22 protein-coding genes (1 of these 22 only partly in view) are annotated in these 26,090 nt (G+C 62.7%); 16 read left to right on the plus strand and 6 right to left on the minus strand.

The genetic code is table 11. The features are described from left to right. Nucleotides 1-35 precede the first annotated feature (35 nt). A complete protein-coding gene (secA, locus tag AC0VX3_RS03985; protein WP_475523637.1) occupies nucleotides 36-2,804 on the minus strand; it encodes a preprotein translocase subunit SecA in 2,769 nt (922 codons plus the stop codon). A 268-nt stretch (nucleotides 2,805-3,072) separates the two neighbouring features. Here secA and AC0VX3_RS03990 point away from each other — a divergent pair, with 268 nt between their 5' ends. The 4 genes from AC0VX3_RS03990 to AC0VX3_RS04005 all read left to right on the plus strand — a co-directional run bounded on the left by AC0VX3_RS03990 (nucleotide 3,073) and on the right by AC0VX3_RS04005 (nucleotide 6,078). Continuing rightward, nucleotides 3,073-3,948, plus strand: a complete 876-nt coding sequence (locus AC0VX3_RS03990; RefSeq protein WP_475523638.1) for a peptidylprolyl isomerase — start codon at nucleotides 3,073-3,075, stop codon at nucleotides 3,946-3,948. Nucleotides 3,949-4,102: 154 nt separating this feature from the next. Then, entirely contained in the window at nucleotides 4,103-5,344 is a 1,242-nt protein-coding gene (gene argJ, locus AC0VX3_RS03995) for a bifunctional glutamate N-acetyltransferase/amino-acid acetyltransferase ArgJ (RefSeq protein WP_475523639.1), read from the plus strand. Between the two features lie 83 nt (nucleotides 5,345-5,427). After that, nucleotides 5,428-5,829 (plus strand): 8-oxo-dGTP diphosphatase MutT, encoded by a 402-nt coding sequence (gene mutT, locus AC0VX3_RS04000; RefSeq protein ID WP_475523640.1) that lies wholly within the window; start codon nucleotides 5,428-5,430, stop codon nucleotides 5,827-5,829. 24 nt (nucleotides 5,830-5,853) lie between these two features. Continuing rightward, the gene (locus tag AC0VX3_RS04005) at nucleotides 5,854-6,078 is read left to right on the plus strand and encodes a Flp family type IVb pilin (protein WP_475523641.1); all 225 of its coding nucleotides are present in this window, start codon (nucleotides 5,854-5,856) and stop codon (nucleotides 6,076-6,078) included. 112 nt (nucleotides 6,079-6,190) lie between these two features. On the opposite strand, the gene AC0VX3_RS04010 is transcribed toward AC0VX3_RS04005, so the two are convergent. Further along, on the minus strand, nucleotides 6,191-7,084 hold the full coding sequence (locus AC0VX3_RS04010; protein ID WP_475523642.1) for a class I SAM-dependent methyltransferase: 894 nt from the start codon (nucleotides 7,082-7,084) through the stop codon (nucleotides 6,191-6,193). A gap of 192 nt (nucleotides 7,085-7,276) precedes the next feature. On the opposite strand from AC0VX3_RS04010, the gene AC0VX3_RS04015 reads away from it, so the two are divergent. The 6 genes from AC0VX3_RS04015 (at nucleotide 7,277) to AC0VX3_RS04040 (ending at nucleotide 13,203) form a co-directional block, all read left to right on the plus strand. After that, nucleotides 7,277-8,032 carry a ComF family protein gene (locus AC0VX3_RS04015; protein WP_475523643.1) on the plus strand — a complete coding sequence of 252 codons (756 nt, stop codon included), beginning with the start codon at nucleotides 7,277-7,279 and terminating at the stop codon, nucleotides 8,030-8,032. Between the two features lie 113 nt (nucleotides 8,033-8,145). Beyond that, a complete protein-coding gene (grxC, locus tag AC0VX3_RS04020) occupies nucleotides 8,146-8,403 on the plus strand; it encodes a glutaredoxin 3 (RefSeq protein ID WP_475523644.1) in 258 nt (85 codons plus the stop codon). Between the two features lie 42 nt (nucleotides 8,404-8,445). Next, the gene (locus AC0VX3_RS04025; protein ID WP_475523645.1) at nucleotides 8,446-9,300 is read left to right on the plus strand and encodes a carbon-nitrogen hydrolase family protein; all 855 of its coding nucleotides are present in this window, start codon (nucleotides 8,446-8,448) and stop codon (nucleotides 9,298-9,300) included. Continuing rightward, nucleotides 9,297-9,818 (plus strand): DUF1178 family protein, encoded by a 522-nt coding sequence (locus tag AC0VX3_RS04030; protein WP_475523646.1) that lies wholly within the window; start codon nucleotides 9,297-9,299, stop codon nucleotides 9,816-9,818. Before AC0VX3_RS04025 ends, AC0VX3_RS04030 begins: the two co-directional genes overlap by 4 nt. Before the next feature lie 390 nt (nucleotides 9,819-10,208). Continuing rightward, nucleotides 10,209-10,670: a biliverdin-producing heme oxygenase gene (locus AC0VX3_RS04035; RefSeq protein ID WP_475523647.1), complete on the plus strand. Its 462-nt coding sequence runs from the start codon at nucleotides 10,209-10,211 to the stop codon at nucleotides 10,668-10,670. After that, nucleotides 10,657-13,203 carry an HWE histidine kinase domain-containing protein gene (locus tag AC0VX3_RS04040; RefSeq protein WP_475523648.1) on the plus strand — a complete coding sequence of 849 codons (2,547 nt, stop codon included), beginning with the start codon at nucleotides 10,657-10,659 and terminating at the stop codon, nucleotides 13,201-13,203. The genes AC0VX3_RS04035 and AC0VX3_RS04040 overlap by 14 nt, the downstream gene beginning before the upstream one ends. Nucleotides 13,204-13,281: 78 nt before the next feature. Here the strand turns inward: AC0VX3_RS04040 and AC0VX3_RS04045 are convergent, their stop codons facing one another. The 3 genes from AC0VX3_RS04045 to ubiG all read right to left on the minus strand — a co-directional run bounded on the left by AC0VX3_RS04045 (nucleotide 13,282) and on the right by ubiG (nucleotide 15,463). Continuing rightward, on the minus strand, nucleotides 13,282-13,779 hold the full coding sequence (locus AC0VX3_RS04045; RefSeq protein WP_475523649.1) for a phasin family protein: 498 nt from the start codon (nucleotides 13,777-13,779) through the stop codon (nucleotides 13,282-13,284). A gap of 227 nt (nucleotides 13,780-14,006) precedes the next feature. Then, nucleotides 14,007-14,702, minus strand: a complete 696-nt coding sequence (locus tag AC0VX3_RS04050) for an alpha/beta fold hydrolase (protein ID WP_475523650.1) — start codon at nucleotides 14,700-14,702, stop codon at nucleotides 14,007-14,009. After that, nucleotides 14,702-15,463, minus strand: coding sequence for a bifunctional 2-polyprenyl-6-hydroxyphenol methylase/3-demethylubiquinol 3-O-methyltransferase UbiG (gene ubiG, locus AC0VX3_RS04055; protein ID WP_475523651.1), 762 nt, complete (start codon nucleotides 15,461-15,463; stop codon nucleotides 14,702-14,704). Before ubiG ends, AC0VX3_RS04050 begins: the two co-directional genes overlap by 1 nt. A 226-nt stretch (nucleotides 15,464-15,689) precedes the next feature. On the opposite strand from ubiG, the gene AC0VX3_RS04060 reads away from it, so the two are divergent. The 6 genes from AC0VX3_RS04060 to clpB all read left to right on the plus strand — a co-directional run bounded on the left by AC0VX3_RS04060 (nucleotide 15,690) and on the right by clpB (nucleotide 25,442). Then, nucleotides 15,690-16,940 carry an aspartate kinase gene (locus AC0VX3_RS04060; protein ID WP_342893800.1) on the plus strand — a complete coding sequence of 417 codons (1,251 nt, stop codon included), beginning with the start codon at nucleotides 15,690-15,692 and terminating at the stop codon, nucleotides 16,938-16,940. A gap of 72 nt (nucleotides 16,941-17,012) precedes the next feature. Next, nucleotides 17,013-19,280 (plus strand): phosphoenolpyruvate--protein phosphotransferase, encoded by a 2,268-nt coding sequence (ptsP, locus tag AC0VX3_RS04065; protein ID WP_342893801.1) that lies wholly within the window; start codon nucleotides 17,013-17,015, stop codon nucleotides 19,278-19,280. 40 nt (nucleotides 19,281-19,320) lie between these two features. Beyond that, a complete protein-coding gene (prfA, locus tag AC0VX3_RS04070; protein ID WP_475523652.1) occupies nucleotides 19,321-20,394 on the plus strand; it encodes a peptide chain release factor 1 in 1,074 nt (357 codons plus the stop codon). A 2-nt stretch (nucleotides 20,395-20,396) separates the two neighbouring features. Further along, nucleotides 20,397-21,263: a peptide chain release factor N(5)-glutamine methyltransferase gene (gene prmC / locus AC0VX3_RS04075; protein WP_475523653.1), complete on the plus strand. Its 867-nt coding sequence runs from the start codon at nucleotides 20,397-20,399 to the stop codon at nucleotides 21,261-21,263. Between the two features lie 361 nt (nucleotides 21,264-21,624). Then, nucleotides 21,625-22,341 (plus strand): DUF4167 domain-containing protein, encoded by a 717-nt coding sequence (locus tag AC0VX3_RS04080; RefSeq protein ID WP_475523654.1) that lies wholly within the window; start codon nucleotides 21,625-21,627, stop codon nucleotides 22,339-22,341. 503 nt (nucleotides 22,342-22,844) lie between these two features. Next, the gene (clpB, locus tag AC0VX3_RS04085; RefSeq protein ID WP_475523655.1) at nucleotides 22,845-25,442 is read left to right on the plus strand and encodes an ATP-dependent chaperone ClpB; all 2,598 of its coding nucleotides are present in this window, start codon (nucleotides 22,845-22,847) and stop codon (nucleotides 25,440-25,442) included. A gap of 67 nt (nucleotides 25,443-25,509) precedes the next feature. Here the strand turns inward: clpB and AC0VX3_RS04090 are convergent, their stop codons facing one another. Then, nucleotides 25,510-26,090: the 3' portion of a M23 family metallopeptidase gene (locus tag AC0VX3_RS04090; protein ID WP_475523656.1), read on the minus strand. The gene runs 1,399 nt beyond the window's last position; only the last 581 of its 1,980 coding nucleotides appear in the window; the start codon falls outside the window, past its right edge — the gene reads right to left on this strand; the stop codon is at nucleotides 25,510-25,512.

Here is a 26,090-nt window from a genome sequence, read left to right on the forward strand (position 1 = left end):
GGACTGGCCTTTCATGTCGCAATGCTGTCCGGCGGTCAGACGAGAGCGCCGTGGCAGTGCTTGTATTTCTTGCCCGAGCCGCAGGGGCAGGCTTCGTTCCGGCCGACCTTGCCCCACGTAGCAGGATTTTCCGGATCACGCTGGCCGGAACGGCCGACGTGGCTGTCGGCAAGTGCCATCTCGTCTTCCCCGGTGAGCGGGTTGATGTGATGGGCGTGCATTTCCGGCTCTTCCGGCATCTGCGGGGGCTGTTCGGTGACCAGTTCGACGCGCAGCAACTGGGCGGTGGTCATCTGGCGGAGCTGCGCCAGCATGGATTCGAACAGGGTGAAGGCTTCCGTCTTGTATTCCTGCAGAGGGTCGCGTTGCGCATAACCGCGGAAGCCGACCACCGAGCGCAGGTGATCGAGGTTGGCCAGATGCTCGCGCCACAGGTTGTCGAGGGTCTGCAGCAGGACCGCCTTTTCCACCTGACGCATGATGTCCGGCGAGTATTTGGCGACCTTTTGCGCCATCGCCTCGTCCGCGGTCTTGAGCAGGCGCTCCTTGACCTCTTCGTCGGCGATGCCTTCTTCCGCGGCCCAGTCCTTGATGGGCAGGTCGAGATTCAGGTATTTGCGAACCTCTTCCTGCAGGCCCTCCGTGTCCCACTGCTCCGGATAGGCCCGTTCGGGGATGTGACTGCTGACAAGGCCTTCGATCACATCGTGGCGCATGTCGGAAACCGCGTCCTGGATGGCGTCGCTGTCCATCAGTTCGATGCGCTGATCGAAGACCACCTTGCGCTGGTCGTTCATGACATCGTCGAACTTCAGAAGGTTCTTGCGGATGTCGAAATTGCGCGCCTCGACCTTCTGCTGCGCCTTTTCCAGTGCCTTGTTGATCCAGGGGTGGATGATCGCTTCACCTTCCTCCAGACCGAGCTTCTGCAGCATGGAGTCCATGCGTTCGGAGCCGAAGATGCGCATCAGGTCGTCCTGGAGCGACAGGAAGAACTTGGAGTGGCCCGGATCGCCCTGACGACCGGAGCGGCCGCGCAACTGGTTGTCGATCCGCCGGCTTTCGTGACGCTCGGTGCCGATGACGTAGAGACCGCCTGCCTCAAGCGCCTTCTGCTTGAGGTTCTGGACCTCGGCCCGGATCGCGGCTTCCCTGGCATCCCGATCGGGGCCCGCCGGCATGTCGCCGAGCTCCATTTCGATCTGCATGTCGGCATTGCCGCCAAGCTGGATGTCGGTACCGCGACCGGCCATGTTGGTTGCGATGGTGACCGCGCCAGGCAGACCCGCCTGGGCCACGATGAACGCTTCCTGCTCGTGATAACGGGCATTCAGCACCGCGAAGACCTTGGACTTGCCGTCCTCTTTCTTTTGAGCCGCGGCAAAGGCGGCCGGATCGGACAGGTCGATCTGCTTGTAGCCGTGGGTCTTGAGAAGCTCGGCCAGCATCTCGGACTTTTCGATCGATGTCGTGCCGACCAGGATCGGCTGGCCGCGCTGCTTGCAGTCGTCGATCAGCAAGGCGATGGCGTTGAACTTTTCCTGAACGGTCCGGTAGACCTCGTCGTCGTCGTCGATCCGGCTGACGGTGACATTGGTCGGGATCTCGACGACCTCGAGCTTGTAGATGTCGGCGAATTCGTCGGCTTCTGTCGAGGCCGTGCCGGTCATGCCGGCCAGCTTGCCGTACATGCGGAAGTAGTTCTGGAACGTGATCGAAGCGAGCGTCTGGTTTTCCGGCTGGATCCGGACCTTCTCGCGGGCTTCGAGGGCCTGGTGCAGGCCTTCCGAGAAGCGCCGGCCCGGCATCATGCGGCCGGTGAACTCGTCGATGATGACGACTTCGTCATTGCGGACGATATAGTCCTTGTCGCGCTGGAACAGCTTGTGCGCCTTCAGGGCCTGCTGCAGGTGATGCACGATGGAGACGTTCTCGACGTCATAGAGCGACTCGCCCTTCAGCAGCTCAGCCTCGCCGAGCAGCTTCTCGAGCTTCTCGTTGCCGGCTTCGGTGAAGGCGGCGGAGCGCTGCTTTTCGTCGAGTTCGAAATCCTCGTCGGTCAGATGCGGAATGAAGGCATCGACCGTGTTGTAGAATTCCGACCGGTCCTCGAGGGGACCGGAAATGATCAGCGGGGTCCGGGCCTCGTCGACCAGGATCGAGTCGACCTCATCCACGATGGCGTAGGCATGATCCCGCTGAACCATCGATTCGCGGTCATGCTTCATGTTGTCACGCAGGTAGTCGAAGCCGAATTCGTTGTTGGTGCCGTAGGTCACGTCGGCGGCATAGGCCGCGCGCCGTTCCTCGTCGGACAGGCCGTGGGTGATGCAGCCGACCGAAAGGCCGAGGAACTTGTAGACCTGGCCCATCCATTCGCTGTCGCGCTGGGCCAGATAGTCGTTCACGGTGACCACGTGGACGCCCTTGCCGGTCAGTGCATTGAGATAGACCGGCGCCGTGGCGACAAGCGTCTTGCCCTCACCGGTGCGCATTTCGGCGATCTGGCCCGAATTCAGCACCATGCCGCCGATCAGCTGAACATCGTAGTGGCGCTGTCCGAGCGCGCGCCTGGCGGCCTCGCGCACCGTGGCAAAGGCCGGCACGAGGAGGTCATCCGGTTTCGCGCCATTTTTCAGTTGCTCGCGGAATTCCACCGTGCGGGCCCTGAGGGCATCATCCGACAGAGCCTGAAGGTCCGGCTCCAATTCGTTGATCTGATCGACCGTCGCTCGAAATGCCTTTACCTTCCGGTCGTTAGCCGAACCGAAAATCTTACGTGCTAATGCGCCAAGGCCAGCCATGTGGCGGTCCTTCCCTAAGGGGCGGCGCCGAACGGCAATCCGGCGCCTGCCCATGAAATCGTCTCAATTGCTGTCCACGTTGCCACCGAACGCAATGCGCTGGCCGGCAAACGCGGCCGAAAAGATGCCATCCCGGCCCGCAAGCCAGAACGCCCGAGAGATAAGAGGGGGCTGTATGCTTGTCAACGCCGCAGGAATGCGCAATGTAGCCACGCCCTCCCTGATCGAGGGAAGAAAGATTACTGTTCCTAAAGGTAAAGGACTTCTCATGTTCCGAATTTCGATGCGCGGGCCGGCCCGGGCGCTTGCCGTTTCCTTTCTGGCCCTGTCGCTCGGATCCGTCTCGCTGTCCGCCGCCGAACCCGGCGACGTGGTCGCAAAGGTCGGCGACGCGGAGATCACGGAAGCAGACATTGCTTTTGCCGCCAAGGATCTTGGTCAGGAATTGCAGCGGTTTCCGCCGGCCCAGTGGCGCAAGATTCTTCTCGACGTCATGGTCGACATGGAATTGATGGCCCAGGCCGCGCGTGCGGAGGGCCTCGACAAGGATCCTGACTTCCAGAAGCAGGTGGACTTCCTGGAGCTGCGCAGCCTGCGCAATGCCTATCTGGCCCAGAAAATCAACGGCGATGTGTCCGATGACGACCTGAAAGCGGCTTACGACAAGCAGTTCGCGGATTACGAAGGTCCGGAAGAGCTGAATGCCCGGCACATCCTGGTCAAGGAAAAGGCCGAGGCCGAAGAGATCATCAAGGCGCTTGACGGCGGCGCCGACTTCGCCGAGCTGGCCCGGGAAAAGTCAACGGGACCGACGGGCCCCAACGGCGGCAGCCTCGGCTACTTCGCCAAGGGCCAGATGGTGCCGGCCTTCGAGGAAGCCGCGTTGGCCCTGGATACGGGCAGCTACACCAGCACGCCCGTGGAGACCCAGTTCGGCTGGCATGTCATCAAGCTCGAAGACAAGCGCCGCCAGGAAAAACCGGCTCTGGAAGCCGTTGCCGACGGACTGCGCCAGCAACTGATGCGGGAACGCTACGATGTCCAGCTGGCTGAACTCAAGGACCGGTTCACCATCGAGATCCTGGATGAAAACCTCAACCAGCCGCAGCAGGAAGCCCCGGCGGACGACGCGAAGAGCGAATAAACGCGCGCAAACACGTGCGATCGCGACCCGGCAGCCCCTGGCTGCCGGGTTTTTTCATGCGGTGACCAGGAACGGTGCCTGCCTGAAAAGGCTTGCGCTTGTCCCGCGCTTGTGGCTAGGGACTTAACCTGACCTATTGACCTGGATTGCTTCGATGTCGACCACCGTTTCGCCTCTTGCCCCCAAATCCTATCCCGAGATGCCTGAGATCAGGGGTGTGCAGTTTGCCACCGCTGCCGCGGGCATAAAATACAAGGGCCGGACCGACGTCCTTCTGGCAACGGTCGCGGAAGGAACGGCGGTTGCCGGTGTCTTCACGCGTTCGAAATGTTCTTCCGCACCGGTGGACTGGTGCAAGGACCGCACAGGCGCCGGCAAGGCGCGGGCGCTGCTGGTCAATTCCGGCAATGCCAATGCGTTCACCGGCAAGAAGGGCAAGGCCGCCGTCGAGCTGTCCGCGCAGATCGTGTCGACGGCGCTGGGCTGTTCCGAAGCGGAAATCTTTCTCGCCTCGACCGGCGTGATCGGCGAACCGCTTGCCGCGGAAAAATTCCGCAGTGTGGTCGATGATCTGAAAGCCGGTCAGGGCAGCGCCGGCTGGCTGGATGCCGCCAGGGCGATCATGACCACGGACACCTATCCGAAAGTCGCCACCGCCAGCGCCGAGATCGACGGTGTCGGCGTGACCATCAACGGCATTGCCAAGGGCGCCGGCATGATCGCGCCGGACATGGCCACAATGCTGTCCTTCATATTCACCGATGCACCGGTCGCCGCGGACGTGCTGCAGGCGCTGCTGAGCGGCGAGGTGGATGGCAGTTTCAACGCCGTCACCGTCGATAGCGACACATCCACATCCGACACGGTTCTCCTGTTTGCCACGGGAGCTGCCGCTGCAGACGGCATTGAACCGGTGACCGCCCTGGACGATCCGCGCGTGGCCGTGCTGCGCGCCGCGCTGGGCGACGTGATGGTCGATCTGGCCCACCAGATTGTCCGGGACGGCGAAGGCGCCCGCAAATTCGTCGAAATCCGCGTGGAGGGCGCCGAAAGTGATCCGTCCGCGAAGAAGATTGCCCTGTCGGTCGCCAATTCGCCGCTGGTCAAGACAGCGATCGCGGGTGAGGATGCCAACTGGGGCCGTGTGGTGATGGCGGTCGGCAAGGCTGGCGAACCGGCGGACCGGGACCGGCTGGCGATCTGGTTCGGCGACGTGCGGGTGGCGGTCGAGGGCGAGCGGGATGCCGCCTACAGCGAGGACGCCGCGTCCGCGGTCATGAAGGAAGAGGACATCGTCATCCGCATCGATCTGGGTCTTGGAACGGGCCAGGCGTCGGTGTGGACCTGTGACCTCACCAAGGAATACGTGGCCATCAACGGCGACTACAGAAGCTGACAGGCCTTCGCGAATTTCACGATGTATCGTGAAGCGTGGTTAAGGCCGCGTTGCACCGGCGCCTCAAATTCGGACTACTTCCCATGACCAAGATTGTGCTTGTCGCCGCCTGCGCCCTTGTCGATGCCGACGGCCGTATCCTGCTTGCCCAGAGGCCGGAAGGCAAATCCATGGCGGGTTTGTGGGAGTTTCCGGGTGGCAAGATCGAAGCGGGCGAGCGCCCCGAAGAGACTTTGATCCGCGAACTCGACGAGGAACTGGGCATCGAGGTTAACGAGGCGTGTCTGGCGCCGCTGACCTTCGCCAGCCACTCTTACGAGGATTTTCACCTGCTTATGCCATTGTTCATCTGCCGAAGATGGACTGGAATGCCACAGGGCCGCGAGAACCAGGCCCTGAAATGGGTGCGGGCAGCCCGGCTGAGGGACTATGCGATGCCGGCTGCCGACGAACCGCTCATTCCCCATCTGATGGAAGCGGTTTGACGGCGCGCGCATGCCGGGCAGGGAGTGATTGAATTGAAAAACGGGTCGATCGATTTCGAACCAGCCAGACGCCTTGCCGTCCGCTTCCTTCGCGACGAACGCGGGGCCACGGCTCTGGAATACGGCATGATCGTCGGGTTTATCAGTATCGTCGTGATCGGCGGCCTGGGGATCATTGGCGAAACCATGAGAGACGATATTTTCGGTGCCGTTGTCTCTGCCCTGAGCGCCGGCGCAGGAAGCGACTGACACCGCCTCCCAGTGGTGCAAGCTCTGAAAAATCAGCGTATTTCCCGAAATTGCGCGCCTTGATGGCGCAGGCCTCCTCACATCATTTCATGTTCGCCCGGGAAACCGGAACCTAGTCCGGAATTTTTGTTTCCCGGACCCCGAGTGCGTCGGCCAGCCGGGTCTTGGCGGATCCGGGGCGCAAGGGCTTTTGCTGGCTGTCGTGCGGCGCCCATCCCGACAGGGTCACAAACGAGAAGGTGGCGCGGATACGGCCATCCGGATCGGCGTGGTTGGCGGCGTAAAGCTCGGCGGCGCGCATCAGGACAGCGCGCGGCAGTGGCGTGCGGCTGCGGTCCTTCAGGATGCTGGTCGCGCCCATCGACCTGAGATCGGTCATCAGTGCGAACATCGTATCGTAGCGCACCGTGAAGGTATCGACATCCGTCACGGGCAGGGCAAAGCCGGCCCTCTGCAACAGGCTGCCGAGATCGCGCGTGTCGGCGAATGGAAGGACCCGGGCCGCGGCCCCGCCCCGGATGTCCAGCTCGGCGCGGGTCAGACTGTCGCGCAGTTCCGAAAGCGTACCGGCGCCCGGTAATGTCGCCAGAAACAGGCCGTCGGGAACCAGCGCGCGCCGGATCTGAACCAGACTGCCCGGCAAGTCGTTGACAAATTGCAGGTTGAGCGCTGAAACGATCAGATCGAGCGACCTGTCGCGGAACGGCAGCAGGGCGTCATCGCAGACCAGGTCGGGCGGCGAGAGGCCGGGGTCGGCCGCGAAGAGATCTGCCCTGAAGACGGTTTCGGCCTTGCCGGTGTCGCGGATCGCCCTCGCAATGCGGCCGGTATGGCCGCCCAGATCCACTGCGGTCTGAAAGCGCCGGTTGACCAGGAGCAGACGGTCCTGAAGATCCTCGGCGACGGCCTGGAGGAGAAAGTCGGCTCCCGCTTTTGCTCCCCTGAGGGCGCGCAGGCGGCGGCTCACGAGAAGGTCACGGTCAAATAGGTCAGGCTGTGCGCTCACGGGTCACCCGGCGGTTCGATACCATGGCGGTCACATATGGTATCCGGCCTCCGCCGTCAAAGGAGGTGTCGCCGCGCGGGCGGTCCGGCAGGGGCGATCCCGGAATTTCACGGGCGTGTGGTAGGGTCCCGGTGAGGATCGGTCTGAACGCGGGAGGTGGTGTTGCAGTCCGTCGGCCGGAGACTTCTGGAAATGCGCGCAATCGTGCCGGGCGCCGCGCTGGACTTCATTCTGCCGCGGCGGTGCCCTTGCTGCGATACGCGGGTCGCCTGTGAACAGGGGCTGTGTGCGGACTGCTGGCGGGAGATGCCGTTTCTGGAACGGCCCTGGTGCCACAGGCTCGGCAAGCCCTTTGCCTATGACGTGGGCGAAGGCGCGTGGAGCCCGCAGGCCATTGCCGCGCCGCCCCTGTTCGACCGGCTGCGAGCGGTCGCCTTCTATGACGGGCCGGCCCGGCAACTGGTGCTGTCGCTGAAGTTCTCCCGGCGGCGCGAACTTGCCCGGCCCATGGCCCGCTGGATGGTGCGGTCCGGCGGGGAACTTCTGGACAGGAACAGCCTGCTTGTCCCGGTTCCCCTGCATTGGTCGCGGCTGCTGTCGCGACGTTTCAATCAGGCTGCGGACCTTGCAAGGGAGATTGCCCGCGAGAGCGGCGGCCGATTCGAACCGCGGTTGCTCAGGCGGCACAAGCGCACCCGCCAGCAGGTCGGACTGACCGCGAAGGATCGTCACCGCAATGTCCGGTCGGCCTTCACCCTCGACAGCAACCGGGCCGATGGGGTCGCCGGGCGGCCCGTGGTCCTGATCGACGATGTGCTGACCACCGGTTCCACGGTGGCGGCCTGCACCAGAGCGCTGCTTGGCGCCGGCGCCGTGTCGGTCGACGTGCTTACCTTTGCGCTTGTGGACCCGGCCAGCCGCACGGGCGCGGGGTCTGATTTTCAGTAAGGTGTCTGCAAACTCTTGAGTTTGCTCCGGACGCACGCATATAAGGCCGGTTTGAAAGGCGCGGCTGTTCTTGTAAAACAGCGCCGCCTGCCACGGTGAAAGGACCGGACCTGATGGCTGAAGTTGTTATCTACACACGCCAGCTTTGCGGATTTTGCACGGCGGCCAAGCGGCTGCTGGACAAAAAGGGCGCCGTCTACAAGGAACACGACGCCACTTTCGACCCGGGCCTGCGCAAGGAAATGGTGCAGAAGGCCGGTGGACAGTCAACTTTTCCGCAGATCTTCGTTGGTGCCACACATGTTGGCGGCTGCGACGAGTTGCACGCGCTGGAGCGCGCTGGCAAGCTGGACGCCCTGCTCGCGTCCTGATTTACTGTCACAATATCGTGACCCAGCGGAGAAGGCGGTCGAATGGCCTTATTCACGGCAGCATGTGTTCAACTGCGCAGCGGCAAGACACTTTCAGACAATGCCGAGGCGGCGGAGAGCCTGATCCGCTCGGCCGCGCAGGACGGTGCGCGATACATCCAGACGCCGGAAATGTCGAACGTGCTGGTCCGGACCCGGGACGAACTGCTCGAGAGGATCTCGGTCGCCGGCTCGGACCCGTTCCTGAAAATGGCCATCAGGCTTGCCTCCGACCTGAAGGTCTATCTGCATCTGGGATCTCTCGCGGTTCTTGCCGGCGGCGGCAAGGTCGCCAACCGCGCCTTCCTCATCGGACCGGACGGGTCGGTTATGGCCACCTACGACAAGATCCACATGTTTGATGTCGATCTGCCCAATGGTGAAAGCTGGCGGGAATCGGCGACCTACGAGCCGGGAACCCGCAGCGTGATCGCAGACCTGCCGTTCGCCAGGATCGGCATGGCCGTGTGCTACGACGTTCGCTTTCCGGCGATTTTCCGGACCCAGGCCCGTCAGGGTGCCCAGGTCCTGACCGCGCCGGCGGCCTTCACCCGCCAGACCGGCGAAGCCCACTGGCATGTGCTCCAGCGTGCCCGTGCCATCGAGAACGGTGCCTATGTGGTTTCGGCGGCGCAGGGCGGCCTTCATGAGGACGGGCGGGAAACTTACGGGCACAGCCTGATCGTTGATCCATGGGGGCAGGTGATCGCGGAACTGGACGGAGATGCTCCTGGCCATGTGCTGGCCGAAATCGACACGGAAAATGCGGTGAAGGCGCGTGGCCGGATCCCCGCAATTGCGAACGAGCGGGATTTTGACTGCCACGTTGCCGAAGGCCTTGAGGAGTTACATGCGTGATCAAATACACGCTTGTTTGTGACGATGCGCATGCATTCGAGGGTTGGTTCCGGAATTCCGGAGATTTTGATGCTCAGCGCAGCCGCGACCTGGTCGCCTGCCCGGTGTGCGGCACGACCGATGTGCGCAAGAGCCTGATGGCTCCCGCGGTGTCCACGGCCAGGAAAAAGGAAGCCCTGGTCGGCGCTGTCCGGGAGGAAATGCAGGCACCGGAGACGCCGGCGACACCGGAGCCTGCGGTTGCCGCGCCATCGGCAGGGAAGCGCTCTTCCGCCCTCCTGCCGAAGGACTTCCAGCAGAAGGAAATCCTCGAAGCGCTGCGGATAGCCCGGGCGCGCATCGTCGAGAATTCGGAGAATGTCGGCGACAGATTTGCTTCCGAGGCCCGCAAGATCCATTCCGGCGAGGCGCAAGAGCGCAGCATCTACGGCGAAACCTCTCCCAGGGACGCGGAAGCGCTCGCCGAGGAAGGGATAGCCGTGTTTCCGTTGCCTGAATTGCCGGAGGACAAGAATTGACGGGTCCCGTCTGGCGCCGCTTGCCGGACGGACCCGCCTTGTGTTCCCTTTCAGGCTGTCTCTCCCCTTCCGCGTGAGCACACCGGAAACGCCCTGATCAACAGCGGAGTGACCGGGCAGATAAAATGGAGCTTGAAGGTCAGGATTTCCTGTTGAACTCTCATCAGAACACGGTATTGCCTGTTCGCGCCGGGATCAGGAATGCACATTGCGGCGAAAGGTCGTTCGTGAACCTGCGTGGAGTTCTCGCGGAATGACAAGGAAAACCGGAGAACTGTGGAGATGCACTTGCTGAGTGTCTTGAGGGAAGGGACCGCTCAACTGCACACCCGCCTGGACCGCACGATCTCGCAACACCCTGTCACGACCCGGGCCGGGTACGAGCGGTTCTTGAACCTTCAGGCCGCGGTGCTGCCCGGAGCGGAGAGGTGGCTTGCGGGGACCAATGACTTCAGATCCCTCCCCGATTTCAGCAATCGTTTGAGGACCGGAGCGCTGCTGCGCGATCTGCAGGGATTGGGGCACGTTGTTCCCGGCGAACAGGACCTGCCTTATCTGAACGCGGGATGCTCGGTGGCCGGAATTTGCTATGTCCTTGAGGGGGCGCGGCTCGGGGCGGCGCAAATGCATGCGCTTCTGGACCGCGCGGCTCCAGACCTGCCCGCCGAGTTTCTGGCCCATGGCAGGGGGTGCGGCTTGTGGAAATCTTTTTTGACCTGGCTCGCAGCTCATGACAATTCTACCGAGAATTGCGAGCGGGCGTGCCTGGCTGCGCAGCAATTGTTCGGGACCTACCTTCAGGTGCTGGAACGGGAAAATAGCGACGAGGTAGATTTAGTTGGACAAGGTTGACCTGACCAATTGTGATCGCGAGCCGATACACCTTCTGGGGAAAGTGCAGTCCTTCGGGTTTCTTCTCGCGGTGACCCCGGACTGGATCGTGTCGCATGTTTCCGAGAATATAAGCGATTTTCTGCCCGTTGAACCAGCAACCGTGCTCGGCCGGCCGGTCCTCGAATTCGTGCCCGCCGACAGTATTCACGAAATCCGGAATCGGCTTCAGTTTCTCCAGCCCCACAAGGGCGTGGAGGTGGCCTACGGCCTGAAACTTGCGGCCACGGACCGCCGGTTCGACGTTTCGGTCCATTTCATCGAAACCAACGTCATCATGGAGTTCGAACCGGCGGCCTCTCTGGAAGGGGCCGCGAACGACACCGTCAATGTCCGTATCGCTGTCGACCGGATGGCCGATCTTCCGGACATCGATGCCATCCAGTCGCATACGGTAAGGTTCATCAAGTCGATTACCGGGTTCGACCGGACAATGTTCTACAAGTTCGCCCCCGATGGCTGCGGGGAGGTCGTCGCCGAAGCGAAGCAATCGGACATGACGCCGTTTCTGAACCTTCGTTATCCCGCGACGGATATCCCCAAGCAGGCGCGCGCACTCTACATTGAAAATCCGATCCGGCTGATTGCCGACGTGTCGGATGACGGAAACGGGATCCTTCATCAGGCAGAACCGGACAGCCAGCCGCCGATCGATCTTTCCGGCAGCCGTCTCAGATCCGTGTCGCCGATCCATCTGGAGTACCTGCGCAACATGGGCGTCGGGGCGTCCATGTCCATTTCCGTCATTGTCAACGGCAGCCTGTGGGGACTGATCGCCTGTCATCACAACGGGCCTCTGGTGCCAAGCATGCGGCAACGCAACTGCGCGCTGCTGTTCGGACAGATGCTGTCACTCATCCTCCAGGCGCGCCTGATCGCCGAAGACAGGGGCAACGACGAGCGTATCGCCAGCCTGACCGCAGACATTTCCCGCAGCCTGACATCGGAGACGCAGTCGCCGTCGCTTCTGACATCCTCGGCCCAGGCATTTTGCGACATCCTGAACGCCGACGGGTTCGCCGTCGTCCAGGAGGCGGCCATCCTGAAGACGGGAACTGCGCCAGATGACGAAAAGATCCGGGATCTTTGCGACTACCTGATCGAGCAGTCGGGAAACGAGGTCTTCGTATCACACCACATTTCGTCCTTTATCAGCGGCTGGGACACCGGCAACAGGACCGTTGCCGGTGTCCTGTCGATCCCGATTTCCCGGTCTCCCCGGGATTACATCCTGTTTTTCCGCGAGGAACTCGTGCAGTCCGTCAACTGGGCGGGAGATCCGGAAAAACCCGTGATCCCCGGACCTCTCGGGGCCCGGCTGACACCGCGCAAAAGCTTTGAAGTCTGGCAGGAAACGGTCCGGGACCAGAGCGCGGAATGGACGTCATCCGATTTGAGAGCCGCCTCTCAACTGCGCATCATGCTGCTGGAAGTCGTGTTGCGCATGGCCGATGAGGCCGGCCGGGAAAGAAAGGCCGCGAACGAGAAGCAGGAGCTTCTGATCGCAGAGCTCAACCACCGGGTGCGCAATATTCTCGGTCTTGTCCGCGGTCTCATTTCCCAGACCGAAGCCGGCGCGCGCACGACCGAGGAATTTGTCAGAAAACTCGACAGCCGAGTGCAGTCGCTTGCCCGTGCGCATGACCAGATCACCCGCAACAACTGGTCCGCGGCCTCTTTTTCAAGCCTTGTCGAAACCGAGGTGGAAAGCTATCTGTCCGACAGGACGGACCGGATTTCCGTGAAGGGGCCGGAGGTTCTGCTGAACCCGCAAGCCTTTTCGTCCATGGCGCTCGTCATGCACGAGATGATCACCAATTCCGCCAAATACGGCGCGATTTCCGTCGAGCAGGGCAGGATCGAGATCGATCTGACACTCGACGACCGGGGCGGTCTCCTGATTTCCTGGTCCGAGATGGGCGGCCCTCCGGTCCAGGCCCCCGAACGGCGCGGGTTCGGGTCCACCATCATCGAGCGAACCATTCCGTTCGAGTTGAAAGGCGTGGCCGAGGTCACCTATGCCCTGAGCGGGGTGAAGGCGTCGTTTCGAATTCCGGAAAATTTCGTCGAGCAGGGGCATGCCGACTATGTCGTGCCGAACGCGCGGGGCACTTCGGTCACCCGCAAATTCGATGCGCCGCGTTCGGTGCTGGTCGTCGAGGACAACCTGATCATCGCCATGGACGCGGAGGGCATCTTCGAGGCCCTGGGCAGCCAGGAGGTCTGCGTTGTCTCGGACGTTAAATCCGCGTTGGCTGAAATCGACGGGCGAACGGCTGTCTTCGACTTTGCGCTGCTGGATATCAACCTTGGTTCGGAAACCAGTTATCCCGTCGCCCTTCGCCTGCGCGCACAGAACGTGCCGTTTGTTTTTGCTTCGGGGTATGGCGAAAATGCCGATATTCCCAAGGAAATCGCAGATGCACGGACTGTCAGCAAGCCCTATGACAAGGATGTGCTCATCGAGGCCTTCACCGGCCCCGCGGCCGGGTAAACGCCCATGTGGCAAGCCGCGCCACGCCTGCCAGCCTGAAGACGTCTCCATGCTGGCAGAAACGGGCGGCTGTTCTGATCAGGACTTTGCGGGAGCTGCCCGTTTCCGCCGCGACGCCGGTCTGATTTCGTCGATGTTCTCTTCAGCGGCCCTGGTCAGTTCGCTGACGTTTTCCAGAGCGGTTTCGCTGAGTTCCTCGACAACAGCCGCGTTGTCGGAGAAGCTGTCGCGAATGAGCGCGGACTGCTTTTCGATATGCGCCTGATATTCGGTGGCCATCTTCGAGTAGAAGGCCTGCAGCGTCGCCATGGCCTCTTCAGGCGCGGTGCACCGGCTCAGAGACTTCGCGCATTCGAAATCCTCGTGCAGGCGGTGACTGAAGAAATCCATATGGTCGTCGAGCGTCTTTTCCGCATGCGCCCACATGGTTTCACCCATTTTCTGGAAACCGGCGACGGTCCGGGCCTCGATCTTGTCTTCGCGTTCGGCAAAGGCCCAATTCGAGAAGGCGGGCTTCGGCCAGTCGGCCATCATTGCGCTGAAATCGAAGGCACCGGTGTTTGGCTTCGTGGACATGAAAAATCCTCCGCTCATTTGCATGACAAGGCGCAGGTGCCCGGTATCGGATGATGCGCCGGGGCTGCTCTTCAGACCGCGAAACTGTTCGGTTCAGGAAAATGTTCGGGTCAGGCCCCGGGCTTGCCCAGAGGCAGCTTGATGTTAATGCGAACGCGAGGTTCGGCCTTGATCCGGATCAAAACGCTCTGTTTTTTCGTCCGCGATCGATCCTGCCCGCGGTCCCGTCACCGCCGGTTCAGAAATTCCCGCAGGACCCCCGTGACCGCGTCCGGTTCCTCCAGCGGGGACAGGTGCCCGCTGCCCGCGACCACCACCAGATCACTGCCCGGGATATGCTCGTGGATTTCCCTGGACACGTCGACCGGTGTCAGCCGGTCGCCATCGCCGACAAGAACCAGTGTCGGGCAGGCGATCTCGCCCAGGTGCGGACGCGCGTCGATCCGGTCGATCAGGGCGGTCTGCTGCCGGATGAAGGCCTCCGGACCGGTCTCCACGGCCATGTCGACGACAATCGCCTTCAGGTCCTCGTCCTCTTCGCGGCGCTCGTGGACAAAACCCGGATAAAGCAGATGCGGAACCTTGCCGAAGCCTTTCTTCCGGGTCAGGTCGATCAGGAACCGGCGCCGGTCGGCCTGCTCCGGCCTGTCGGCACGCGCATTGGTGTCCAGAAGGGCAAGTTTGGCCACCCGCTCCGGAGCTTTGCGCATGATTTCCATGGCGATATATCCGCCCATCGACAGGGCGATCAGCGAAAACCTCGCCGGCGCCTGTTCCAGGATACTTGAGGCGATGGCGGTGATGCTGTCATGCTGCCGGTGATCGGCCACCATGATCGGACGGTCCGCGAATGCGACGATCTGCGGGGCGAACAACTGTTCGGTGCACAGCAGCCCGGGAATGAACAGGATCGGGTCGCCCATCAGCTGTTCTTCGCCCTTTCCGCCAGCAGCATGTAGTTCACATCCATGTCGCGGGAGCGGGCCCAACTGTCTGTCAGCGGGTTGAAGCTGACGCCGGAGCGATCGATCACCTTCAGGCCTGTCGACCGCAGTGGTGCTTCGATCTCTGCGGGGCGCACCAGTTTTTCGTAGGAGTGGGTGCCCTTCGGAAGCCAGCGCAGGACGTATTCGGCGCCGACGATGGCCAGCGCATAGGCCTTCAGTGTCCGGTTGATGGTCGCAACGAACATCAGGCCGCCGGGACGAACCATGCTGCCGGTCGCTTCCATGAACAGCGGCACGTCCGCCACATGCTCAACGACTTCCATGTTGAGGACGACATCGAACGTCTCGCCGCTCGCGGCCAATGCTTCGGCTGATTCCGACCGATAGTCGATTTCCAGACCGGACTTCTGCATGTGCAATCGTGCAATTTCGATATTGGTTTCGGACGGATCGGCGCCGACGACGTCCGCTCCGAGCCGCGCCATCGGCTCGCTCAACAGGCCGCCGCCGCAGCCGATATCCAGAAACCGCAGCCCCTTGAAGGCGTCGGACGATTTCGGGTCGCGGCCGAACTGCCGGCACACCTCCTGCTTGATATAGGCAAGACGCACCGGATTGAACTTGTGAAGAGGCTTGAACTTGCCTGTCGGGTCCCACCACTCGTCCGCCATGGCGGAAAAGCGCGCGACTTCCGCGCTGTCGATCGTTCCCGTGGGTGCCTCAGCCCTGCCAGTCATCGGACGGTCCTTTCCTTGGTGAAGACACGATCGTCTCCAGCCGGATGGTTTTTGTACAGCTGTCGTTCAGTGTCTTTGACTTTTTGTCAAGTGACAGCCTCACAAGCCAGGTTGCAGCAAAGGGACGCAGCCTGTATGCATGCGCCGATCCAACCGGCGCTGAAGGCTCCGAGTCCCTGACCCGATGCTTGCGCTTCACGACAGATTTATAAAGTTTACGAGTGGTATGGCCCGACTGGTTTTAAAATTTGGCGGAACTTCCGTCGGCGATCTCGATCGCATCCGAAATGTCGCCCGCCATGTCAAACGGGAAGTGGATGCGGGGCACCAGGTTGCGGTGGTGGTTTCGGCGATGGCCGGACAGACCAACAAGCTGGTGGAGTTCTGCCGCGAGGCGTCTCCCCTGCATGATGCCCGCGAATATGATGCGGTGGTCGCGTCCGGCGAGCAGGTGACTTCCGGTCTGCTGGCGCTCGTGCTGCAGGACATGGGCGTCAACGCCCGCTCCTGGCAGGGTTGGCAGATCCCGATCAGGACGGACGAGAATCACGGCGCCGCCCGCATCAGCGAGATTGACGGCAGTTTTCTCGCCGAAAGGCTGGAGCAGGGACAGGTTGCCGTCGTCGCCGGTTTTCAGGGCGTCGCGCCCGACAACCGGATCGCCACCCTGGGCCGCGGCGGCTCCGATACCAGCGCGGTGGCGATTGCCGCGGCGATCAAGGCCGACCGCTGTGATATCTATACCGATGTCGACGGCGTCTATACGACCGACCCGCGCATCGTGCCCAAGGCGCAGCGCCTGGAACGCGTCTCCTTCGAGGAAATGCTTGAAATGGCCTCGCTCGGGGCCAAGGTGCTTCAGGTGCGTTCGGTCGAAATGGCCATGATCCATGGTGTCCGGACTTTCGTGCGCTCAAGCTTCGATGATCCGGATGCACCGCAGGCCGGCCACAACGGCCTTCCGATTGGTACTCTTATTTGCGACGAGGACGAACTCGTGGAACAGCAGGTTGTCACCGGCATCGCCTATGCGAAGGACGAAGCCCAGATTTCTCTCCGTGACGTGGCCGACAAGCCGGGCGTTGCCGAGAGCGTGTTCGGTCCGCTGGCCGATTCCAACATCAACGTGGATATGATCGTCCAGAATATCTCGCCGGACGGCAAGACCACGGACATTACCTTCACGGTTCCGGAAAGCGATTTCGAGCGCGCCCAGAAGGTGCTGCACGACAACCGCCCGGCGATCGGCTTCCAGAATCTGGAAGGTGCCCGGGATGTTGTGAAGGTCTCGGTGATCGGCATTGGCATGCGCTCGCACGCGGGCATCGCGGCCCAGTGTTTCCGGGGACTTGCCACCAAGGGCATCAACATCCGCGCGATCACGACATCGGAAATCAAAATTTCGGTCCTGATCGATTCTGCCTATGCGGAACTTGCGGTGCGGACTCTGCATTCGCTATACGGGTTGGACGGATAGTCTATCCGGCAGGCTCGCTCCGGCACGCACCGGAGCCTTGGCCTTACTGAAGCGGGATCAATCGGGGGCGCTATGCGCAGCAACCTGGCCGGACCGCGCCTTCTGCTCCGCAGGCTTCGCGAAGTCATGGCAGAGCCGATCATGGCGCAAGAGCGACTCGACAAGATCGTTGTTCTGATCGCGTCGAACGTGGTTGCCGAGGTCTGTTCGGTTTATATCCTGCGCGCGGACGGGGTTCTCGAACTCTATGCCACCGAAGGTCTGAACAGCGAGGCGGTCCACAATGCCTCTCTGCGCGTCGGCCAGGGCCTTGTCGGTCTGATCGCCGCCGAGGCGCGGCCGCTGAACCTGCCCAATGCCAGCGCCCATCCCGGCTTTGCCTATCTGCCGGAGACAGGCGAGGAAGCCTATAATTCCTTCCTGGGCGTGCCGATCCTGAGAGCCGGCCGTACGCTCGGCGTCCTGGTCGTTCAGAATCAGTCTCACAGGACCTATCTCGAGGATGAAGTCGAGGCGCTGCAGACGACCGCGATGGTGATTGCCGAAATGGTCGCCGCGGGCGACCTGGAGGCGATTTCCCAGAAAAACACCGGTCTCGACATGTCCCGTCCGATCACCGCCACGGGAGCGGGTCTGGCGGAAGGCGTGGGCCTGGGGCACGTCGTGCTGCACGAGCCGCGCGTGGTTGTCACCAACCTGATCGCGGAAGACAGCGACAAGGAAAAGGCCCGCCTGGACGGCGCGATCAACCGGCTGCGCCTGTCGATCGACGATCTTCTGGCCAGCGGCGAGATCGCGGCCACCGGAGAACACCGCGAGGTGCTCGAAGCCTATCGCATGTTCGCCTATGACCGGGGCTGGATCCGCAAGATCGAGGAAGCGATCCGGAACGGCCTGACCGCCGAGGCGGCTGTGGAAAAGGTGCAGAGCGACACCCGTGCGCGCATGCTCCGCCAGACCGATCCCTATCTTCGCGAACGCCTGCACGACCTGGACGACCTTGCGCACCGGCTGATCCGCGAATTGATGGGACGGGAGCACGGGCCGGACGTCGGGGATCTGCCGCAGGACGCCATCGTCGTCGGCCGCAATATGGGCGCGGCGGAACTGCTCGACTACGGCCGCGACAGGATCCGCGGCCTTGTTCTGGAAGAAGGCGGGCCGACCAGTCATGTGACGATCGTCGCCCGCGCTCTCGGCATTCCGACTGTCGGACTGGTCGAAGACATCGTCAGCCTTGCCGACGGCGGCGACGCGATCATCGTGGACGGCGACACGGGCGAGGTGCATTTGCGCCCGGCAGCCGACCTGGAAGACGCCTATGTGGAAAAAGTACGGTTCCGGGCAAGGCGGCAGGCCCAGTACCGAAGATTGCGCAGCAAACCCTCGGTCACGCGGGACGGCGTCGAATTCTCGCTGCAGATGAACGCCGGCCTGCTTGTGGATCTGCCGCATCTGGAAGAAGCCGGAGCGGCCGGGGTCGGACTGTTCCGCACCGAGCTGCAGTTCATGGTGGCGTCTTCGTTCCCGCGCATGCGCGAGCAGCAGGCGCAATACACCCAGGTGCTCGACGCGGCCGGAGACCGGCCGGTGACCTTCCGCTCGCTCGACATCGGCGGTGACAAGGTGCTGCCCTATCTGCGCTCGATCCAGGAGGAAAACCCGGCCATGGGCTGGCGGGCCCTGCGCCTGGGTCTCGACAGGCCGGGCCTGTTGCGAACCCAGATCCGGGCCCTGCTGCGAGCCGCCGCGGGCCGGGAGCTGAAACTGATGTTCCCCATGGTGACGGTCGTCGACGAATTTCTCCAGGCGAAGGCGCTGGTCGACAAGGAGATCCAGCACCTGCGCCGTCACGGCCACGGGACACCGGATAACGTCCGCCTCGGTGTGATGGTCGAAGTGCCCTCTCTGCTGTTTCAGCTCGAGGAGCTGATGGGCCATGTCGATTTTGTTTCGGTGGGCTCGAACGACCTGTTTCAGTTCTTCTGTGCCGTCGACCGGGGCAACACCCGTGTCGCCGAACGGTTCGACACATTGGGGGTGGGCTTTCTGCGGGCCTTGAAATCCATCGTCGACGCCGCAAATAAGGGGCATGTGCCGGTGACCCTGTGCGGCGAACTGGCGGGCCGTCCCCTGGAAGCGATGGCGCTGGTGGGCCTCGGCTACCGGGACCTGTCGATGTCGCCGTCGTCGCTCGGACCCGTCAAGGCCATGCTGCGCACGCTCGATGCCGGCCGGCTGTCGGCCAGGCTTCTGCCGCGGCTGGAACCCGGACATGACAATGGCACCATCCGGGATCTGCTGCAGCGCTTTGCCGCCGAAACGGATGTGGCCCTCTAGTCACGACTTTCCAAATGAGCATGAAAGGTTTCAGCCACGCATGTTGGCGCGTCATAAACTCGATACCCTGCTGGACCGGTTCGCTGAACTCGAGCACCTGATGTCCTCGAGCCCGGACCCGGCGGTCTATGTCAAACTGTCGCGCGAATATGCCGGGCTGGAACCGCTGGTGGTGAGGATTCGCGGCCTGATCAAGGCCGAGGGCGATCTGGCGGGGGCCGAGGCCCTGATCGCGGATCCCCAGATCGACGCGGAAATGCGGGAACTGGCCGAGCTGGAGCGCGACGACCTGTCCGAACAGGTCGAGAAACTGCTTCAGGACGTGCGTGTCGGCCTGCTGCCGAAGGACGAGGCCGACGCCAATGATGCCATCCTGGAAGTGCGCGCCGGCACCGGGGGCGACGAGGCCGCGCTCTTTGCCGGCGACCTGTTCCGCATGTACCAGCGTTACGCCGAATTGCAGGGCTGGAAGGTGGAGGTCCTGTCGGCCAGCGAGGGTGAAGTCGGCGGCTTCAAGGAAGTGATTGCCTCGGTCTCGGGCGACAACGTGTTTGCCAGGCTGAAATTCGAGTCCGGCGTGCACCGGGTGCAGCGGGTTCCGGCCACGGAATCCGGCGGGCGCATTCACACGTCCGCCGCGACGGTGGCGGTGCTGCCGCAGGCGGAAAATGTTGATATCGACGTGGCCGAAAGCGATCTGAGGATCGACACCTACAGGGCGTCCGGCGCCGGCGGGCAGCATGTCAACACGACGGATTCGGCCGTGCGCATCACCCACGTGCCGACCGGCATCGTCGTCGCCGTTCAGGACGAACGCTCGCAGCACAAGAACAAGGCACGGGCCATGCAGCTGCTCCGGGCGCGCATCTATGACGCGGAGCGCGAGCGCGCCGCGAGCGAGCGCACCGAAGCGCGGCGCCTGCAGGTCGGCTCCGGAGACCGTTCGGAACGCATCCGTACCTATAATTTTCCGCAAGGCCGGGTGACCGACCACCGGATCGGCCTGACCCTCTACAAGCTTGAACAGATCATTGCCGGCGAGGCGCTCGGCAACGTCATCGACGCGTTGATCATGGACCATCAGGCCGGTCTGCTCGCATCCGAAGACACCTGAGAATGGAAATCGGTCGGCTGTACAGGTCCGTGCGCGACCGGTTCCGGGAAGCCGGTCTGGCGACGCCGGACCTGGATGCCAAATGCCTTGTCGGCGCGGCACTTGCCCTGCCGGTCTCCGATCTGATCCTGAAGGAGCGGGACCTTGCCGGCGAGGAGGCCGTTGCGCTGGCGCAGGCACATGCACGGCAGCGGCTCGCGGGCATGCCGGTCGGGCGTATTCTCGGTGAGCGGGACTTCTACGGCCGCCGGTTTTTCCTGAATGCGGCGACCCTGGAACCACGGCCGGACACCGAGACGCTGGTCGACGCGGTCCTGGAGCGCAGCGCGCCGGACGACGCGATGATCGTCTGCGACATCGGGACCGGGACGGGGGCGATCGCGGTGTCGCTGCTGGCCGAACGCCCAAACTGCCGGGCGATCGCGGTCGATCTGTCCGCCGACGCGCTGGACTGCGCGCTCCGGAATGCCGACCTGCACCGGGTTGCGGACCGGATGCTGCCGGTCCGTGCCGATTATGCATCCGCGCTCAGACCGTCGTCACCGGCCGTTCCGGGGACCGGCTTCGACTGGGTCGTCAGCAATCCGCCCTATATCCGCTCGGCGGTTCTTGCGGGATTGTCCCGGGAAGTGACGGAGCACGATCCGGTTCTGGCGCTCGACGGCGGAGAAGACGGTCTGACAGCCTATCTGCGCATTGTGCCGGAGGCGGCCAGCCTGCTTCGCGCAAGGGGGCGAATCGGTCTGGAAATCGGCTATGATCAGGCGGAAGAGGTGAAAAAACAGTTGCGGCATCATGGCTTTGGAGAGATTGAAATCATTGGGGATCTTTCCGGAAACGACCGGGTCGCGGTGGCCCGGAAGGCATAATTCCACCGTTTTGAACCGATGGCGAAAAAGCGCTTGGAAATCGTGACGGAAACGGTTACGTTCCCTTTGCCGAAACCGGAGATGTGATCAGCGTTCAGCGTGGAATGCGCATCCGGAAGCGGGGGCAAGGACGCAGTTTCATCGTTCTGTATTCCACTGCATATCGGACTATCCGGTATATTCGGACTGTCGAAGAAAAGACAATCGCGTTGGCCTCGGGCCCTTGGCGCGCTGCGTGTGTTTCAAGGACAGCCGCTAACCAGCAATGTTGGTTTCGGTAGCTATTTCGTATCGGGTTTATACAATTCCGATGTTTGGTCGGCCGACAGCTGACCGCCGTTCCGCAAGAGAAAACGGCAGGATGAGACCAGGAAATCAGAGCAATAAGCGTATGCGCGGACGGGGCCGCAAAGGCCCCAGCCCGTTAACCCGGACTTACGAATCGAACGGTCCTGATGTGAAAATCCGCGGCACAGCGATGCATATTGCGGAAAAATATCAGCAGCTTGCCCGTGATGCCCAGGCATCCGGGGACCGGGTGATGTCCGAGAACTACAACCAGCATGCAGAACATTATCTGCGCATCGTTGCCGCTGCCCAACCGCAGCAGCAGCCGGCGCAGGTACCCGTGCGTTCCGAAGCCGAAGAAGGGGCCGATGCCGCTCCGGCGAATGGAAACGGCCATGCGAACGGTGCCGACCGGGCTCCTCAGGAAGCCGCCGCCGAGAGCGATGGCGATATGGTGGATGCCGACAGTCCGCAGCCCTTTATCGATGACATGCCTGTCATCGACCAGGAGGGCAAGGTGAACGGTGCCGGCCAGAAAGCCGAAGGCACGGACGATCCGGCGGAAGAAAAACCGCGCCGGCGGACCCGGGCCACCCGGACCCGCGCGCCGCGCCGCACCGCGGACACGGCATCCGCGGAGGGTTCCGCAGAAGTGTCCGCTGCGCCGGCCGATGCCGGCAAGGACACCGATGGCGAAGAACCGGTCAAACCGCGTCGCCGGACAGCGCGTCCCCGCCGGCCCAAGGCCGCCGAGGAAGCACCGTCCGAAGCGGTTCCGGTCGGCGACTAGAGCAACGGCTGTTCGGCCGGTTTCGATCGAACAGCCGGATCCTGACCGGTTCAGACGGGTTGGGGCCGGTCGCTTGCAACAGAGCGCCGTGTTCAGCGTGGTTGCCGTGTTCAGCCTCGCACAAGTCGCATTGATCAAGACGGCGTCCTTCGGGACGCCGTCTTGCGTTGTGATCCGTGTTTTGCGCCAGATCAACGCGCGTTCGGCCGAAATCGTTTGAACGTCTGAAATCGGGTCGATGGCCAGAGCATTGAGAAGCCGCGTGTGAGAGCCGGGAGTTTCCATGGCCTGGCCTTCTGCGGGTCGATCGGGTTTCGAATGTCCGCCCGTACTTGACGGGTCATTTGATGATCGGGAAGCCACAGGGGGGCTTTTGTGATCAAAATGCCACACTATATTAGGGTGGCAGCGCTTTCGGAGGCTGCACAGATGCCCGTCTCAGGGGTCTGTATGCCAGATCGTTCCCCACGCTTCGGGTGGTGCGGGCGGCTAGGAGGTATCTAATGAACTTTGAAAAATACACTGAACGTGCACGCGGCTTTGTCCAGTCCGCCCAGACCTTTGCGCTGGGGCGCGGTCATCAGCAGTTTACGCCTGAACATATTCTGAAAGTGCTTCTGGATGACCCGGAAGGCATGGCCAGCGGCCTGATCGACAGGGCCGGCGGCCAGTCCAGGGCCCTCAAGGGCGACCTTGAAGCCCAACTGGACAAGATGCCGAAGGTTTCCGGCGGCTCGGGCCAGATCTACATGGGCCAGGCGACGGCGCGCCTGTTCGAGCAGGCGGAGAAGATCGCCGAGAAGGCCGGAGACAGTTTCGTCACCGTGGAACGTCTGCTGCTGGCCCTTGCCATGGATGGCGACAGCGAGGCCGGCAAGCTCCTGAAGCGGCACGGCGTCACGCCCAATGCGCTGAACGAGGCCATCAACCAGCTGCGTCAGGGACGCACCGCCGACAGCGCGACCGCTGAAAACCAGTATGAGGCGCTGAAGAAATTCGCGCGTGACCTCACCCAGGTTGCCCGCGACGGCAAGCTGGATCCCGTGATCGGCCGCGACGAGGAAATCCGCAGGACCATTCAGGTGCTGTCGCGCCGGACCAAGAACAATCCGGTGCTGATCGGCGAACCGGGTGTCGGCAAGACCGCGATCGCCGAAGGCCTTGCGCTGCGGATCGTCAATGGCGACGTGCCGGAATCGCTCAAGGACAAGCAGTTGCTTGCCCTCGACATGGGCGCGCTGATCGCCGGGGCGAAATACCGCGGTGAATTCGAGGAGCGTCTCAAGGGCGTGCTTTCGGAAGTCGAGGCCGCCGCCGGCAACATCATCCTGTTCATCGACGAGATGCACACGCTTGTGGGCGCCGGCAAGGCCGACGGCGCCATGGATGCGTCCAACCTGCTGAAACCCGCGCTGGCCCGCGGCGAGCTGCATTGTGTCGGCGCGACCACGCTCGACGAGTATCGCAAGCACGTTGAAAAGGACGCGGCGTTGGCCCGTCGTTTCCAGCCTGTCTTCGTCTCCGAACCGACGGTGGAGGACACGATTTCCATCCTGCGCGGGATCAAGGAGAAATACGAGCTTCACCATGGGGTGCGTATCACCGACAGCGCGATCGTCTCGGCCGCGACGCTTTCCAACCGTTATATCACCGACCGGTTTCTGCCGGACAAGGCCATCGACCTGATGGACGAGGCCGCGAGCCGGCTGAGGATGCAGGTCGATTCCAAGCCGGAGGAGCTGGACGAACTGGACCGCCGGATCATTCAGCTGAAGATCGAGCGGGAAGCCCTGAAGGCGGAGAATGACGAAGCTGCCCGGGACCGGCTGGTCAAGCTCGAGAAGGAACTGACCAACCTGGAAGAGCAGTCGCAGGCACTGACCGCACGCTGGCAGGGCGAAAAGGAAAAGCTGAACCTGGAGCAGAAGATCAAGGAGCAGCTGGAACAGGCCCGCATCGATCTGGAGATCGCGCAGCGGCGCGGCGATCTGGCCAAGGCCGGAGAGCTTGCCTATGGCGTCTTGCCCGAGCTGGAGCGCAAACTGGCCGAAGCCGAAGCTCCGGACGAAGGCGAGGCCATGGTGGACGAGGCGGTGACGCCCTCCGACATTGCCCAGGTGGTGTCGAAGTGGACGGGTATTCCGGTCGACAAGATGCTGGAAGGCGAGCGGGACAAGCTCCTGAAAATGGAAGACCTGCTGGCCAACCGGGTGATCGGGCAGGCCGAGGCGATCCATGCGGTGTCGACGGCGGTGCGCCGGTCGCGCGCCGGTCTTCAGGATCCGAGCCGGCCGATCGGCTCGTTCATGTTCCTCGGCCCGACGGGCGTCGGCAAGACCGAGCTCACCAAGGCGCTTGCCAGCTACCTCTTCGACGACGACAGCGCGATGGTGCGCATCGACATGTCGGAATACATGGAAAAGCACTCCGTTGCCCGGCTGATCGGCGCTCCTCCCGGTTATGTCGGCTACGAGGAAGGCGGTGCGCTGACGGAAGCCGTACGGCGCCGGCCCTATCAGGTGATCCTGTTCGACGAGATCGAAAAGGCGCACGGCGATGTCTTCAACGTGCTGCTGCAGGTTCTCGACGACGGCCGCCTGACCGATGGCCAGGGCCGGACCGTGGACTTCCGCAACACGCTGATCATCATGACCTCGAACCTGGGAGCCGAGCATCTGGTCAACCAGCCGGAAGGCCAGGACAGCGAAGCGGTTAGAGAGGAAGTGATGGCGTCGGTCAGGGCCCATTTCCGGCCGGAATTCCTGAACCGCCTTGACGAGATCGTGCTGTTTCACCGCCTGCAGCGGGACCAGATGGCCGATATCGTCCAGATCCAGCTGGCGCATCTGCGCGATCTGCTGAGCGATCGCAAGATCACGCTGAAGCTGGAGGACAGTGCGATCGGCTGGCTGGCCCAGAAGGGCTATGATCCGGCTTATGGCGCGCGACCGCTGAAGCGGGTAATCCAGAAGGACCTGCAGGATCCGCTGGCCGAAAGACTGCTGGCGGGGGACATCCTGGACGGTCAGACGGTTGACGTGTCAGCCGGGTCGGACCGGTTGATCTTCCAGGTAGAAGGGACCGAAAGCGCCGCCGCCTGAGTTGCGGCCGCCCACGCAATGAAAACCCGCGGAACGGATCGTTCCGCGGGTTTTTTCGTGCGGGGCTTCAGTTGATGGCGGCGATGCGCGAGGGCTTGCGCACCCGGTCCAGCAGCGTGTCGACACGGTAGCGTTCCGCCTCGAAGGCGGTGCGCACCGCACCGTCGAGGGTCCGGCCCTTGGGCAGCTTGATCCGCATCGGATCCATGTAGCGGCCGTTCACCAGGACCTCGTAATGCAGGTGCGGGCCGGTCGACAGGCCGGTGGAGCCGACATAGCCGATGATCTGGCCCTGGCTCACGCGGACGCCTTCGCGCAGGCCCTGGGCGAAGCCGGTCATGTGATTGTAGGTGGTGGTGTACCCGTTGGTGTGGCGCAATTCGATACGCCGGCCGTAGCCCGAGCTCCAGCCCGCCTTCTCGATCATGCCGTTGCCGGCCGCCATGATCGGCGTGCCGCGCGGGGCGGACCAGTCCACGCCGCGGTGCATCTTGGTGTACTTGTGGATCGGGTGCCGGCGCATGCCGAAGCCGGAGCGGAACTTGCCGCCGTTGAGCGGTTTGCGGATCAGGAACTTCTTGGCGCTCTGGCCGGACGCGTCGTAAAAATCGGTGATGTGGTCGTCGGGTGTGCGAAACCGGTAGAATT

Source organism: Roseibium sp. QJM3NY_11 (genome assembly GCF_056173175.1).